Below are 14830 nucleotides of genomic sequence, written 5' to 3' on the forward strand. Positions count from 1 at the left end.
CGGCCGCCGACGGGCGCCTCGGTGCGGATGTCGGGGCGCGGTACCCCCGCCCCGGTGGCTGCGCGTACGTACGCGGAGGGGTCCGGGTACCTCGCCCGAGGGGACAGTGTGCACCTCCGCGGGTACCGGACGGCAAGCCGTGGTGCTTGCCGTCGACTTCGATGACGTTCCGCACCCCGGGTGATCCGTGCGTACAAATTCCTCCTGCGGCCCACCGCAGGCCAGGCGGGCGCGCTTGCCGAGATGCTGCGGGATCACTGCTCGCTCTACAACGCAGCGTTGCAGGAGCGACGGGATGCCTACCGGCACGCCTCGAAGACGACGGTCCGCTACGGGCAGCAGTCCGCGCAGCTCAAGGAGATCCGGGCGTTCGACCCGGAGCGTCAGGGACGCTGGTCGTTCAGCTCACAGCAGGCGACCCTGTGGCGGCTGGACAGGGCGTTCGCCGCGTTCTTCCGCCGGGTGAAGGCCGGAGAGAAGCCGGGGTATCCGCGTTTTTAGGTCGGGCAAGCGGTTCGACACGGTGGAGTTCCACAAGGACGGCGACGGCTGCCGCCGGGATTCCACCCCGCACGACCCCGTCACCCGCGTGCGCCTCCAGGGCGTCGGACACGTCAAGGTGCACCGGCACCGGCCCGTCATCGGCACAGTCAAGACGATCTCGGTGAAGCGCGAAGGGCACCGCTGGTACGTCGTCCTGACTGCCGAGCAGCCCGCGCCTGAACCACTGCCCGCGACCGGCTGGTGGTCGGCGTCGACATGGGCATAGCCCACTTCCTCGCCGACTCGGACGGCGGGTTCGTGCCCAACCCCCGCCACGGCGCGAAAGCAGCCGCGATGCTCGAGGACGCACAGCAGGCGCTGAGCCGGTGCAAGCGGGGCAGCAAGCGCCGGCGCAAGGCCGTGCAGACCGTGGCCCGACTGCACCGCAAGGTCCGCCGCCGGCGCCTGAACCACGCGCACAAGACCGCGCTTGCCCTCGTGCGCGAACACGACTTCATCGCGCACGAGGACCTCAAGATCCGCAATATGAGCAAGGCCCCCGCGCCGAAGCCGGACCCCGAACAGCCGGGCAGCTTCCTGCCCAACGGGGCAGTGGCGAAGGCCGGGCTGAACCGTTCGATCGCTGATGCCGGATGGGGGGTGTTCCTCGCGATCCTGGCCGCCAAGGCGGAAGGAGCCGGACGGCAGGTGATGGCGGTGGACCCCCGCAACACCTCCCGGCGGTGCCCCGCATGCGGGCACACCGCCAAGGAGAACTGGCCCACCCAGGAAAAGTGCCACTGCGCCTCGTGCGGTCACACCGCGCACGCGGACACGGTGGGTGCCCTGAACGTCCTCCGGGCCGGGCTGGTCCATCGCAAAGCCGCATCGGCATAGTGAGAAGCCCCCTCATCTATGAAGGGGAGGAGTCACCGAGCCCACGGCCAGGCCGCCCGCGCGAACCGAAATGGGTGCAGATCCCCTCAGGGGATCTGCATTCTCGATCTTCACTGCGTTAGAGGTATCGACGCCTCTCTGGCGGACGCAATACCATGCGGCGCTCAATTCAAGCGCGATCAAGCAAGGGGGGCGCGGGATGCTACTGACGTGCCGGAAGTGTCGGCAGCGTGAAGTTGCTTTTGACGGGATCAAAGGACTGTGTCCGGTCTGTCAGCAGGAGAGCGACTTGTCGAAGCCGCCTCAACGTCGCGGGCGCAATGACAAGGCGGCGTTGCTGGTCCAGTCCAAGGTGAGTCCCGGGCGGGTCTCGCTGTCGGGCCCACTGATTCTGGTACTGGCTGCAGCCGCGGCAGCCATCGTCAGCGAGGCCGTGCGGTTCTCCGCCGAGCGCACGCGGGCCCACCAATGGGCCATGGCCGCCACTAACAATGGCTATGACCGGCAGGCTTTGCACAGCGCGCTCCAAACGATCAACACCACGAGCATGTTGCGCTTCGTGGTCTTCATGGCAGTGCTGTACGCCTACCAGCGGTGGGCGCGCGCCGGCCATGCGAACGCCATGTCGCGCACCGACATCGGGCTGGGATGGATCAGGGTCCTGCCAGGCGGCCGCGGAGTCGTCTGGACCTACGGCGCGTGGGTCCTGTCGGTTTTCGCCGCGGTCTACGTCTCGTTCGTGACCAATTCCAGCCTCCAAACGCCCGGCGACTACGAGACCGCAGCGAACGTCGACGCCGGCTACAGCCTGGTTCGAATGGCCCTGGCCGTCCTACTCAGCGTGTTCGTCGTGCAGTTGACCCTTGGGCTGAACAAGCTGCTGGCCACGCCGCAGACGATGGACGTGGCCGACCGGCCCGTCGAGCTGCAGACCATCGACGAGGAGTAACGTGCCATGCCTGGCCGCAGCGCCGGGGGAGCGCGACCTGCGAAGTTGACGACGACGCCCTGCCGGTGGGTGTTCCGGCGAGGCGGCCATCGGCAAGGTGTCGTTCTCCTCGGCAAGGTCCCGGTTGTTCACCCGCAGGCCAGCTCGTGAGACGCAAGGTGTCGGATCACTTGCCTTGCGCCTCCGCGACCGAACGCGGGAATCGAGTGGGGGCGAAGTTCATTGCTCCTGAGGGCACCATCCAGGGCAGCACCTTGATGGAATAGCGTCCTGCCTGAACGGCCGGGTCTGCCTGCTTGAGCTCCAGGGCCTGCTCAGGACCAACGCTGAGGATGGACAGGCCCCTGAAGGCTTCGTCCGCGCCGCCGAGTAGTGGGCCGGCTGCCAGCAGATGGCCGGCCTCGTGGAGTTCGGCAAGGTGGGTCATGTGGGCGTCCTGCAAAGCCGCGGACGCCTCCTCGTCCAGTTGAGGGGCATCCGGCTGGAGGACGAGGAGGGCGATGGTGAACGTGTCGAAGTCCATGCCCGGGATGCTAGGCCGTGACACCGACAACGGACCCCGTCCAAGGCAAGCCCACGGCACGGCCGACTACTCAGCCCCCGCCTTGTCATGCTGACAGCAGGAACAGGTGCTCAGTCGCCGACCACCTCGCTCAGGGACGCGCGGCCGGCGGCCTCGTCGACAAGGTTCGTGCCGGGCCCACGCGGTCGTTTCCGCTGGTAAGGACCAGGAGATGGGTTCACGCGTTCTTGCTGCGGTGCTCGGTCGGCACCCAACACCATCGGGCCCCGATCTGTTCGCACTGCTCCGCGAGGTCGGCGTGGACCGGCCCAACGACGGAAAGATCAAGGCGCGCTACAGGGAACGGTAAACGCATCCCCGGCTTCTCCGCTGCCCGCCTGCCTGCGGCAAGCCCTTGACGCCTACGCCGCCAGGGCGGCGGGCTCGTCGGCCGCTCCCGCGTGCAGCGGCGCAACGTGATGAAGGTCCTGATCTGCGCTTTCACGCCGTGCGCCTGACCGCGAAGGCTGCGTCGCACCGACCCTAGGGGGTCGCTGGGGCGCGTTCGGCCCGGGCGCGCCACAGCCAGGGCGCGGGTGGCGTCCGTCTCGCAGACATGTCTGGACTCTGTCCCGTCTTCGCTATTGCACCTGCCGCCAGATGGTGCGCCGCGCTCGCGGGCGAGTTCGGCCAGCGGGAGCTTTTCATCGTCCCGGGCCGCAAAGACCACGCACAGATCGCGCGGCTCGCCCGCCAGTCACTCATCCCGCCGGCGAGGGGCATCCGGATCGGTGTTGTCCACCGTTGCCCCGTACGTCATGGTGTGGACGTGGTGTGGGGTCGACCGGTTGAGTTCACCTCGGTCGGAGACTTGTATGACAACGCCCTCGCCGAGAACCTTTGGGTACTGGTCAAGACCGAGTGCATCCGCGGCCGCGTCTTTGCCACCAGGGCCGAGGCGAACCTCGCGTTCTTCGAGGACATCGACGGCTTCTACAAACCCCCGCCGCATCCAGGAACGGCTCGGCTAGCTCAGTCCGATCGAGTTCGAGGAGACGCACTACGCCGACCAGGCAGCGGCCGAACCAGTGAAACTGAAACCACGCCAACCCGCCCTGACCAGCTAGCCAGCCGCTCCCGCGCAGCGCGGAACCTCAACCCGACCCACGAGTCTGGCCCCAGCCATACCCGCTGTTGGAGCCGGGGTTATGTGCTCCATTCGGCGGAATTGCGGTGACGGACAGCGTGGTGGGGCGTTGAACGTGTATGAGCGGAAGTCACAGACGGAAGCGGTCACGGGCCCGAGCGTTCGAGCAGGTGCAAGCGCAGTTGGCTCGTGCGGCTGCTGCGATGGCCGCGGGGAAGAAGTCGCCGGGGCAGGGAGCGGAAGAAACGGTTCACCCGGCGAGTGCGAAGCCGGACAGTGGCCGTGGTGAGGCGGCGCCGGGCACGACGGATCCGGTTGCGGGCGGCGCCCCTCCAACGTGAACGCCTACGGCAGGCGGGGATGGTGCTCATGGCCCGCACGACGCCCAACTCTGCGGCCAGGAACCGAGCGCCGGTGGGCCGTCGAGGAGTGTTTCCAGGCGGCGAAGAACGAATGCGGCCTGGACCAGTACGAGGTCCGCCGATACGTCGGCTGGGTGCGGCACGTCACCTTGGCCGTGCTCGCCCATGCGCCGATTCGGCCCAGGTACGCCGGCATAGGTGATGACGGGCCGGCAGGCACGGTGTTCCGTCCCGGTGGACGCTACGACCTGATCGGCCGTTCTCTTGGCAGAGCGCGGACACGTCGGCCCCCCGGTCTCCCCTGACGGGTCACCTGTGACAGCTGAGGTCCCCTGGGGGATTGAAGCCGGTTACCTCCCGCCACTCTTCGGGTTGCAGATCTCTCCCGGCGAACCGGCAGGCGAGCTCGAGCCAGGACCGCTCGGTGGCTGCCCATCGGACAACTGATCCCGCCGGGCTTGCTGTCAGCAACTCGCCGGTCGAGCCTACTCCGGCGATGGCGGTGGCCTCCCATGGGGCCGTGGCCCACGTGCCTGAGGGGCCCGGCAGCTGCAGCGTTCCCAATATCGTCCCGGAGTCGATGTCGATCACGACTACCGTGCCGTCGTCACGGATCTGACCTATGAATGGCGTACCAGGTATCCAGCTCGACGGGCGGGCCATTGCGAAGCCGATGTGGATGGTTCGGATCAGGGTTCCGGAAGGCTCCCGGACGTCCAACGAGCTGTCAGGGTGTGAGACAAGCATTCGGTCACCGGCGAAGTCGACCGTCTTCGACACGCCCGGCACGGTTATGGTCCTGCGTTCCTTGCTGTCCGCCACGGTCAGCTGCCCTCCGCCGTGGTCCTGTCCGGCGATCCAGGCCGCGTATCGGCCGTCCTCGCTGATCGCGGCGAGGCCTACCGGGGCGGGGGAGAATTCTGTCAGTGGCTTGTCCAGACCGGGCGAGTCGTAGACGTACATCGCATCGCTCAGCCGGCGCACCGTCATTCCGCCGTATTCACTGACGCAGATCAGGTTCCGGCCGTCGGGGGTGAGCCGCGCCACGACGTTCGCCACGCCTTGGCCTTCCAGCAGGCTCTGGGTACCGGTGCCTCGGACTGCGTAAAGGCCGCAGCCGACCTTCCCGATCAATGCTGGGGTCCCGTCAGGCAGCCAGGCGGGAAAGACGTCCTTCTCGGGGCTCGTGATGGCCTTGCCCGCACCGGGGCTGCCGTTGAGGTCGTACAGCACCACGTCCCCGTTTCCACCGACCAGTAGGACACGCCGGCCATCGGGTGACACGGCCATCTGGGTCGGATTGCTGGACATGGGGGTGTCCGGGACTTTCAGACCGTCGGCGTTCAGCCGCAGCCTGGGGCGTTGGGTGGAATCCCACAGCGACAACGCGCTGCCTTTGGCCGTGACGAGCCGGTCCGAGCTGCCTATGAACGCCACGTGCTGGGCACCACCGGCGCCCAGCAGCTCTCTCTCTCCCTGCGGTTGCCATTGAGACCTTTGCTGACCTCGGACACCCACAACTGTCCGCCGCCGCCCGAGGCAACCCACTTGCCGTCTCGGCGGATCGCGAGGACGTCCGGGGTGTATGAACTATCGACGGCGGAGTAACCGCTTGGATCTGTCCGGTTGCTGGCCGTGTCGAAGACCGTCGCCCAGCCGGCCAAGAAGCCGGTGAAGGACCCGTCGTCCGAGGTTGCGGAGATCCCCCTGCTGGGTGGGGCGCTCTGTTCCTCCTGGCGAACCGTGACTGTCAGGTCGGCAATGCGGAGGCGCTGCCACCGGCCCGAGCCGCTGGTCACCGCGACCGTCTGCTCGTTGGGTATGCCGACTCCGTCCCCGTACTGGTTCGCGAGTCCGACGCTTCGGCGACGGGCACCAGTCGACGCGTCGAAGGTGGACAGGCGGGCATGAACACTGGGCGTTGGCACGGTCAGCACCGCGACCGTCGTGCCCTTCGGTGAGACCGCCAACCGTCCTGGCTGCTCGTCTTGAAGAGGGATCGGTGCCGTGCCCGGGTGCCAGATCACCGCGTGCCGGCCGTCAGTTGCCGCGGCCACCGCGCCGTCGTCGCTGATCGCCACCTTCGTCACTGGCAGGTCACCCAGACGCGTCGTGGCGCTGGTGTCGGTGGCCGGATCCCAGCGAATCAACCGGCCGTCGGTGGTGCCGGCGAGCGCGATTCCGCCGGCCGACGCCGCAAGGGAGCTGACCGGCGCGGCGAGCGTGTGCTGGCGGACCAGGTCGGGTTGTCGTTCACAGTTTGGAACAGCGCCGCCACGGTCTGCGGCTCGCGACGCAGGCGGTAGGCCTCGCCGGCCAACAACTGCGCGCGGGCCGCATCGTCCGGGGAGTCCTTGATTGCGGTCGCGGCCAGCAGTCGCGCGGTGGCGATGGTGGCGCGTTGCTGTGCCAGGTTCCTTTGCCTGATCGCCTCGTTGGCCTGCTGCCAGGCGATAAGACCGGCGGCGATCGCAGCGACAAGGAAGACGCAGAGGTCGGTGACCAGGGATCGCCGGATTCGGGCGGCCCTGCGCTGAAGGTGAAGGTCTTTACTGTCGAGCTCGTCTTTGCTCATGTCGTGCAGCGGCGCGGCGAGGGTGACCACGCGGTCCCGGAACGTGCTGCCGGGTGCCATCGAGTAGGCGGAGGTCTGCCGATTCTCCCGCAGGTCCACCCACAGGGGCTCCTCGGGGAAGGCGCCGCTCAGCTCGCTCGGAAGCGCAGTCGTCCGCTGCCAGTCGAAGTCTCCGCGCGCCGTGTCCCATTCGATGCGGCCATCGCTCAGAGCAATCAGAAACGCGTCCATGGAGTGGTGCTCACGCCAGTGCCTGATCTCCTCGCGCACCCAGCGGGACTCGGCAGCCGCGGGGGAAGCCAGGTAGATGAAAAAACGCGAGCTCACCAGCGCATCCTTGATGGCACCGCCGAGGTCGCTGCTGGCGGCAAGGCTCGTGGTGTCCCGGAATACCCGCGTCCCCGGGCGCAACCCCCACGCGGTGCGCGCCACACCGCGTAGCCCTTCCTCGAGCGCAGCGGCCAACTCAACGTCGCTCTTGTGGCTGTACGAAATGAAGACATCCCGGTCCAAGACCGCCCCCGCCTAGTCCTGTGCTTATACGCTTGGGATCAACTTGTAGCATTCCATGGGGAGTTCCGCTCCGCTGGAGGGCCGTGAGGCGTGGCGCTGAGGCAGTGGTTTGGGTGCAAGCATCGCCGCAGTGGAGGGCCGACGCCGACGGAGGTCACCGTCAATGTCGATACGGTTCGTTGGGGATGCCGGCGGAGTGTAGGCACCGGCGGAGCTCGAGATGAGACGCCGCCTGGGAACTCTACGTTGAAGGGCGCAGCGCCCATGCGTCCCGGACCGCTATCTGTGTCCCCGGGAACAGCGCATCGCGTTGATGCTATCCGAATGCCCCGTGGCCACACCGAGCTGCCTCGCTCTGCCGAGATGGGTGACGTCCCAGAGAACCAATGTCTGGTCGCGCGCCGTCGCCGGCACATGGCTGTCAGGGCTGAAGGACATCGCTGTGCTCACATGGCTCAGCCGAAGCATCGGCTGCGGTCGGGTCCGGTCACTGATGTCCCACAGCGTGGTGCCAGGAAAGTGTCCGGGGATCGTATGGGCGGTGATCGGCCCCGAGGGCAGCTCTATACCGTCCGTCGATGTCGGAAGACTACGCGCGTCCGGACTGAAGATCACCGTGGAGCTGTCGTACACCCCGGTGTGCGTGCTCAGTCGCCGAGGGTGCGCCAGGTCGTGGACGTCCCCCAGAGGGTTAAGGCGCCGTCGTCGCTGCGTGCATCGGAGGCCGGACCTACGGTGGCGAGGAGATGGCCGTCTGGGCTGAAGGCGACGCCGTCGGTCGTGCCCTTGCCGGTCAGGGAGTTCAGCTGCCTGGGGTGAGCGCGGTTGCCGATGTCATGCAGCGTCGTGCCGTACGAACCGACCGTGGCCACGGTGCGGCCGTCCGCGCCGAAATCGAGCCCGTTGACGTCCGTAGGGCCCAGGGTGCCCAAGCGCCTCCTTCGAGCCGGATCCGAGACGTCCCACAGCGTAACGGTTTGATGGGTTATTGACGCTGGGGTGGTAGCAAGGGTGCGGCGGTCACGACTGAACGCCGCCTGCCACCACTCGGTGCCCGGTCGAACACCCCCGTCCGAACTACCGGCGTATCGCGTCTGCATCAAGGTGGTGATCAGTCCCTTGCGAGCCTCCGGAGTGGGATTCACCCGAAGCGCCGCAAGGCTCATCCGGAGGGATTTCTGGGGCTGCGTGTTACGGAGGGTCTCCGCCTCGGCCTGAAGTGCTCGGCCAGTCGCCAACTCCCTTTGCTGCTCGGCCGTATGACGCTGCTCATCGGCCCTATGACGCTCCTCATCGGCCATATGACGCTGCTCGACCGCCGCCTGGCGCTGGCCGACCGCTTCCACCCCTCCTGGTGGCGGTCACGCCACACCTCGATCTCATGCCGTACCCAGCGCGAGGCAGCTGACTCCGGGGAGGCCAGCAGGATGAAATGTCCGCTGGTCCGGATCGCTGCGGCGATACTCAGACCGAGATCCGGGCCGGCCGCCAGGCTGGTCTGGTCACGGAAGACACGCAACGCCCGCATTCGATACCAGGGTCGTGCCAGATGATGCAGGGCGCGTTGTACGGCGATCGCCAGGGGCGCGTCCGGCGAAGTACTGTACGGCATCGTAACGCCTGTCCGCCTCGGACACTCCACCCCGCACGGGTCACTCTCCCTGCGTCGCGGCGTCCACCAACACCGTGGCGTTCTTGACGCCTGCCAGCCGTGCGAAACCAAGAGCGTAGCCCCTCAGGTTGGCCTGTACCAGGCGGAGCTCTGCCCGGCAGTCCGCACTCTGCGACCATTCCGATTCGGGCCGGTTGGGATTGTCCTGCTCGAATGCCTTCAGTCGAGGGTGCCAGGTGGACAGGAACGGCCTCAGCTCTCGGTTGAGCATGGTGATGGCGAGATACTCCACCGTCTGCTCGCCCGTGATCTGCACCGAGGGACGCGCGGACTTCAATGCCTCCCGGGCAGTACCGAACAGGCCATACAGCGAAGTGAGGGCTTCGCGCAGCAGCCCCTCGTCATCGGCCAGCGGCTGGGTCGACACCCGGGTGACGGTCTCGACGAACAGTCGCCAAGCCACCTGCTTGGCCTCGTTGTTCACCACGAAGGTCAACTCGCTTAGCTGCGGCACCGTGACACGGACCTCGGTGAGCCTGGCAGCACGCCCGTACACCTGAAAGGCCAGCACACTGACCGCGCCGGCGAATGCGCCGGTGACCACGAACAGATTCCGCCCGGACAGCCGGGTGACCCCGAAGACAACCAGCCCGGCCACAGCACCTATGAGCACTGAGATGCAGATCCGCGCGGCGGGAGTACGCAGAACCCGGGGCAGCCCACGCCACCGACTCATCGCGCCCACCCCCGAGTTGTCTCGTGTCCCAATGGATGGCCAATCTAGCGGATCTGCCAGTCAGTTGGACCTGTCTCGCGAAGGCTCTGCTCTGGCGTGCCCCCGGCTTGCGCCCTGTGCTGGACGCCGCGCACCTGCAGCTCGGTGGCCCCCCGTCGTTCTGGTGTGGGGACATCCTGGGCCCGCACGTCAGCCGCACCATGCGCGAGCTGATCGCCGCCCGATGCTGGCTGACCGTCTACCGTCTGCCGTCGTACGCTCCCGAGCTCAGCCGTGTCGAGGGAGCGCAGTCGCACCCGATGAGCTCGCTGACCAACCTCACCGAACACAGCCTCGACCTGCGCACCGCGTTGGTGAGGACGCGCCTGAAGCGGCTGCAGTAGCTGCTTGCGAGCAGCGTTTTCATCGTGGTGGCGTGCGCGAAGACGTCCGGTCCGCCGTCCTGGGCGATGAAACCAAAGCCCTTCTCGGCGTTGAACCACTTCACAGTACCGCTGGCCATGCTGCTGTCCTTCGTTTACGCCGGAAACCCCAGCTGGGTCAGATGGGGGCCTTCCAACGCCACTCGCAGCACGGGTTATCCGATCATTACCACCGGCCGGCGCCGAGGTCGCATACATCGCCGCTGAGTGCAGTTGCCCGTGCCCGTCGGTGCGGTCTACTGTCCGGCGCCTTCAGGCTTGAGGAGTTTCAGCGCTGGAGATGGCTCGCTGCAGCAGGTCCCGGAGCGTGTCGTGCTCCTGCCGGGTCAGACCCGTCCCAAGAGGTTCCTCGCACAGGAGCTTCAGCAGTCTTTCCCGGTACTCGGCGCCTGCGGGGGGAGGTGCAGCTGCTTGGCCCGGCGGTCGGTGGGGTGGGGACGACGTTCGATCAGCTGCTGCTTCTCGATTGTCGATCACGGCGTTTGCGTTCGACGGCTCGCAACTCATGCGCCCGGCCAGTTCGCTCAGGGTCATCGGACCGTCAGCTCGCGCAGCGCCGAGGCCTGCGGGGCGGTGAGACCGATCATGGCCGTTCGTTCACGCATACGTGCGTCGTTCTGTATGTCCAGGTCGTGCACCAGCTTGCCCAGCTCGCACCACTCTGCCGCAGCCTGTGAATCCGATGACGTCATGACCCCAGACTCGGAAGCTCCGGCTGGACTGCTCGTCGGCGACGGTGTGGCGGCTGCTGCACCGGCACGGCTGGTCCTGGCAGGGTCCCGCCCGCAGAGCCCTGGAACGCGACGAACAGGCGGTGGGCCTGTGGAAGAAGGACGTGTGGCTGCAGGCGGAATGACCGCGGCGGCGCTGGGCGCGTACATCGTCTTCGAGGACGAGGCCGGGTTCTCGATGACGCCGCCACGCGCCCGCACCTGGGGCCGGCGTGGACACACGCCGGTGGTGCGGGTGCGGGGCCGCTCCTGGCGCCGATGGTCGATCGCCGCCATGCGCTGCTACAGCCGGGCGAGTTCTCCCGGCTCATTTACCGGCCGCGCCGCCACCGCAAGCACAAGGGCAAAGGACGTGACACCGTCGCCTGGAGCGACTAACGCGACCGGATCCTCACCCCCCTGAACGCGCGGCTGCGTCAACCGCACTTCATTCAGTACACAACAAGGACATCAGCGCACCGACCGCGCGAGCATGCCGGGCGGAGTCCGTGATGGTGTCATGAGCCCACCCCCTGGCCAACGAATCCACTCCGCTGATCGACATCGTGGACCGTCCCGTTGCGCAAGGCGGCCCGCGGCACCCGCACAGCGATGTGCGCTCCGCACCCTCCACCGGTTCTCCCAACGCGCCCTGCTACTTTCCGTTGGAATAACTGAACGACTGTTGCCCCCAAGCCCTGCGATGCGGGATCCTGCTGCGCCGTGAGTGCCGCAGACGGCTTCCTGGGCCGGGGGGACTGGTGGAGCGAACAGACACGTATGACGCCTTCATCTCCTACGCCACATCGGTCGACGCCGAGTTGTCGGCGCGTCTGCAAAAAGGCCTACAGCATTTCAACCGGCGATTTCTCCAGCGCCGTGGCATGCGCATCTTCCGGGACTGGTCCAACCTTGCCCCCGGCCCCGACCTCGAGCGCCAACTCATAGGGCATCTGGAGCGATCCCGTTGGCTGATCCTTCTGGCCTCGCCCGAGTCCAGCGCTTCACCATGGGTCCAAAAGGAGGTGAGTTGGTGGATCGAGAACGGCCGGGAGAAGCGGATACTGATCGTCCGCACAGGAGGCCGGATGACCTGGGACCCAGCCAACCAACGATGGGGAGTGGGCACAGACAGCCTGTCCGCCTATCTCCAGAAGGCCCTGCACCGTGAACCCCTGTGGGTCGAGATGGACCGTACCGCGCCGTCCCAGCGTGCGCAGTGGAACAACAACCTGGCCAAGATCGCCGCGCCCATCGTCGGCCGTGACCAGGACACCCTCTACGGCTCTCATCTGCGCAAGCGGCGCCTCGAAGCGCTCACGTCGGCCGCCGTCACCATGGGGCTCCTCGTGTCGGCCGGCCTCGGCGGATGGTACTGGCGCCAGGACCGGCAGAGCCGGGCAGCCGAACAGGTTCAGCGACACATCTCGGAGGCCCGCAATCTCGCGAACCAGGCGGTGGGGCTCCTCGACACCCATCTGGAACAGGCACAACTCGTCGCGATGGCCGCGGTGCGCGAGGACGACAATCCCCAGACACGCAGCGCCTTGTTCCGCGCCGTGACGAGCAGTCCACGTCTGGTCCGGTTCCTCGACGCCGGAGCCCCTGTGCGTGACCTCGCCAGCTCCCGTGATGGCACCGTCCTCGTCGCCGCGACCGAGAATGACCGCCTCATACGCTGGGACCTGCGACACAACACCCGGAGCAGCCTGAAACTGTCCTCGCCGGAGGCAAGCCTCTCCCTGGACGATCACGGTCGGCACGTCCTGGTCGTCACCTCGTCCTCCGTCGAACTGTGGTCCGGATCCGACGGGACCGCTCCCCGTCGCCTCTCCAGCGACGACAACCAGGTGGCGGGCATCTCGCCCACGGGAGACCGGGTGGCCGTGGCCGACGGGGTCCCGCCTGAGGGTGGTATCCGGCCGGGCAGGCTCAGCGTGTTCGACACGGGGACCGGCCACCGCATCGCCTCCACGGGCCTGAGTCAGGGATGGACAACCGTCGGGTACACCAACTCCTCAACCCTCGTCCTGGCCGGCCTGAACGGAACGTGGGAGCGCCGGTCGCTGCCCGACCTCCACCTCGCGGGCGCTTCGCACGCCGACCTGGCACCCGTCAACAGCATCGTGACTGCTCTCTCACCCGACGCCCATTACTACTGCTTCTACGGCCCCGGTTACGGCGCGCGCATCTGGGACACCACGCGCGGCGAGCAGGCCTCGACCACCCCTGATCTTGTGGCCGGCGGGGCAGGAGACGCTCCTTCAGCCATGGCAATCAGCCCCGATGGTCTGCGCACGGCCGTCGCGGACTCCGGGACGCTGTATGTGAGCAGGACCGCACGCGCCGGCCGCGCCGATGCGCCGCAGACGGAGACATGGCGCGGCGGTACGGACGTCAGAGCCCTGACCTTCCTGGGCACCTCAGGCCGGTTGGCCTCCGCACCCCTGTCGGGAACCTCGGTCAGTCTGTGGGACACGAGACAGTCGGGCAGACTCGCGCGAAGCCTCCCAGTCAAGCTGCCCTTCTCGGCGCACGCCGACCCGGGGCCACTGATGGCCGCCAGCCCGAACGGGGCACGCCTAGCCGTGGCTTCCCCCGCGGGCGACGAGGCGTTCGTCGCTCCAGTCGACGGAGGCCCCCCCGTGCCACTCGTGCCCCTGAACCCGATCCCTTTCTCTCTTCCCATGTGGATCGACAATGAGCATCTGGTCCTGCTCGGGCCGGGGGCGGGCGGCAGCGTCTGGACGGTACACACGGGCCGGGCCGAGGTTACGGGGACATGGCAACCGCAAGGCGGAGGCTACCCCGCCGCGGCCCTTGCCTCGCCCCGCGACGGGCGTAGCGTCATCGTCGAATCCGACGGAACCGTTCAGGAACGGCGTACGTCGGACGGGCGCCTCATACGCTCACTCGCTGCCACCCACCGTCCCTACGACACTGAGGTGATGCCCGCTGCTGCCATCCGCGACGATCTGTCCGACGTCGCGGTGGCAGACCGGGACGGGGTGTCGCTGCTCCATCTGGCCAGCGGCCGCATAACGACGCTGCGCTCTCCGACTGCCAACGCCGAGGTGGCTGCCACCATGCAGTTCGCCGAGGGACAGCTGTTCGTCCAGTGGCCGACCGACGGACCTCTTGAGGTGTGGGACTCCCGGGGGACCCGGCGAATCCGCTCCCACTCGTTGAAGGACAGCCCCGCCGGCTTCGCCGTCACACCGGACGGCCAACTGATCGCGCGGTTGCAGCCTGACACAACCGTCACCCTCATCGACACCGCATCCGGTGAGACGCTCGGCACCTTCCCACTGCTACAGCAGCAACTCGCCCGGCAGACCACACTGCTGTTCACCCCCGGTGACCAACTCGTGGTCGCGCCGGCCGACAGCACCATGACGCGCTGGAACCTCCGGCCCTCCGACTGGGACGGCATCGCTTGCCGCACACTCGCCCGCGCACCCAGCCCGGATGAGGCCCGGACTTTGCACCTCCCGGCGAGCCTTGCCGCGACGCTGCGCCGATGCGCGACATCGACCCCGCCGACACCAGGTGCCTGAGGGGCGCCACCGCACGCGTACTGGTCACTCTCAGCCTCTGGCCTCGAGCGTTCACGAACTGCGCATGTCGGTAATCCAACGGCACGGGTCACCTGACAGGTGAACCTTCCCCTTGATCGTGGACACCTGGAGACTGGGACATGAGGTTCTTGAGGAAGTAGTGCCAGGTGGGAAGTAAGAGCAACCGCAGCAGGCGGTACACGGAGGAGTTGAAACGGGACGCGGTCGCACTCGTTCACTCCTCCGGGAAGACCGTCACCGAGGTGGCCCGTCAGATCGGGGTCAGCGCCGAGGGACTGCGGAACTGGGTCAAGCAGGATGCGATCGACCGTGGGCAGGGTGCGCCGGGAGAGCTGACGACGGCC

12 protein-coding genes and 5 pseudogenes are annotated in these 14830 nt (G+C 67.4%); 8 read left to right on the forward strand and 9 right to left on the reverse strand.

Going from position 1 to position 14830, the window contains the following annotated elements; all coding sequences use genetic code 11:
• The first annotated feature begins 180 nt into the window (after positions 1-180).
• Positions 181-1380, forward strand: a pseudogene (locus tag SRB17_RS13535) (RNA-guided endonuclease InsQ/TnpB family protein).
• Positions 1381-1669: 289 nt separating this feature from the next.
• Positions 1670-2329 carry a hypothetical protein gene (locus SRB17_RS13540; protein ID WP_153537932.1) on the forward strand — a complete coding sequence of 220 codons (660 nt, stop codon included), beginning with the start codon at positions 1670-1672 and terminating at the stop codon, positions 2327-2329.
• A gap of 166 nt (positions 2330-2495) precedes the next feature.
• Here SRB17_RS13540 and SRB17_RS13545 read toward each other — a convergent pair whose 3' ends face one another.
• Positions 2496-2852 (reverse strand): YciI family protein, encoded by a 357-nt coding sequence (locus SRB17_RS13545; RefSeq protein ID WP_153537934.1) that lies wholly within the window; start codon positions 2850-2852, stop codon positions 2496-2498.
• A 1538-nt stretch (positions 2853-4390) separates the two neighbouring features.
• On the opposite strand from SRB17_RS13545, the pseudogene SRB17_RS46260 reads away from it, so the two are divergent.
• Positions 4391-4645: pseudogene (locus tag SRB17_RS46260) on the forward strand (IS701 family transposase); the annotation flags it as partial.
• Positions 4646-4649: 4 nt separating this feature from the next.
• On the opposite strand, the gene SRB17_RS13555 reads toward SRB17_RS46260, so the two are convergent.
• The 6 genes and pseudogenes from SRB17_RS13555 to SRB17_RS13580 form a co-directional block, all read right to left on the reverse strand.
• Positions 4650-5777: a hypothetical protein gene (locus SRB17_RS13555; RefSeq protein WP_153537938.1), complete on the reverse strand. Its 1128-nt coding sequence runs from the start codon at positions 5775-5777 to the stop codon at positions 4650-4652.
• The gene (locus tag SRB17_RS13560) at positions 5765-6490 is read right to left on the reverse strand and encodes a hypothetical protein (protein WP_153537940.1); all 726 of its coding nucleotides are present in this window, start codon (positions 6488-6490) and stop codon (positions 5765-5767) included. Before SRB17_RS13560 ends, SRB17_RS13555 begins: the two co-directional genes overlap by 13 nt.
• Positions 6487-7428, reverse strand: coding sequence for a toll/interleukin-1 receptor domain-containing protein (locus SRB17_RS13565; RefSeq protein ID WP_153537942.1), 942 nt, complete (start codon positions 7426-7428; stop codon positions 6487-6489). Before SRB17_RS13565 ends, SRB17_RS13560 begins: the two co-directional genes overlap by 4 nt.
• Before the next feature lie 647 nt (positions 7429-8075).
• On the reverse strand, positions 8076-8774 hold the full coding sequence (locus tag SRB17_RS48055; RefSeq protein WP_323375436.1) for a hypothetical protein: 699 nt from the start codon (positions 8772-8774) through the stop codon (positions 8076-8078).
• A 14-nt stretch (positions 8775-8788) separates the two neighbouring features.
• A pseudogene (locus SRB17_RS48060) lies at positions 8789-9040 on the reverse strand (toll/interleukin-1 receptor domain-containing protein); the annotation flags it as partial.
• Positions 9041-9080: 40 nt separating this feature from the next.
• Entirely contained in the window at positions 9081-9698 is a 618-nt protein-coding gene (locus SRB17_RS13580; protein ID WP_153537949.1) for a hypothetical protein, read from the reverse strand.
• 185 nt (positions 9699-9883) lie between these two features.
• Between SRB17_RS13580 and SRB17_RS46265 the strand changes: the two genes are divergently transcribed.
• Entirely contained in the window at positions 9884-10159 is a 276-nt protein-coding gene (locus SRB17_RS46265) for a hypothetical protein (RefSeq protein WP_228396065.1), read from the forward strand.
• Positions 10160-10173: 14 nt separating this feature from the next.
• Here the strand turns inward: SRB17_RS46265 and SRB17_RS46270 are convergent.
• Positions 10174-10278 (reverse strand): annotated as a pseudogene (locus SRB17_RS46270) (cold-shock protein); the annotation flags it as partial.
• A 450-nt stretch (positions 10279-10728) separates the two neighbouring features.
• Entirely contained in the window at positions 10729-10890 is a 162-nt protein-coding gene (locus SRB17_RS46275; RefSeq protein WP_228395974.1) for a hypothetical protein, read from the reverse strand.
• Between the two features lie 44 nt (positions 10891-10934).
• Here SRB17_RS46275 and SRB17_RS13595 point away from each other — a divergent pair, with 44 nt between their 5' ends.
• The 4 genes and pseudogenes from SRB17_RS13595 to SRB17_RS13605 all read left to right on the forward strand — a co-directional run.
• The gene (locus SRB17_RS13595) at positions 10935-11054 is read left to right on the forward strand and encodes a helix-turn-helix domain-containing protein (protein WP_194293989.1); all 120 of its coding nucleotides are present in this window, start codon (positions 10935-10937) and stop codon (positions 11052-11054) included.
• A 53-nt stretch (positions 11055-11107) separates the two neighbouring features.
• Positions 11108-11304 (forward strand): annotated as a pseudogene (locus SRB17_RS46280) (IS630 family transposase); the annotation flags it as partial.
• A 365-nt stretch (positions 11305-11669) separates the two neighbouring features.
• Positions 11670-14465, forward strand: coding sequence for a TIR domain-containing protein (locus tag SRB17_RS13600; protein ID WP_194293990.1), 2796 nt, complete (start codon positions 11670-11672; stop codon positions 14463-14465).
• Between the two features lie 167 nt (positions 14466-14632).
• A partial coding sequence (locus tag SRB17_RS13605) for a transposase (RefSeq protein ID WP_153537955.1) occupies positions 14633-14830 on the forward strand: 198 nt, incomplete at its 3' end.

Origin of the sequence: Streptomyces sp. RB17 (genome assembly GCF_009604455.1) — a bacterium.
In the GTDB taxonomy this organism is placed as follows: Bacteria; Actinomycetota; Actinomycetes; order Streptomycetales; family Streptomycetaceae; genus Streptomyces.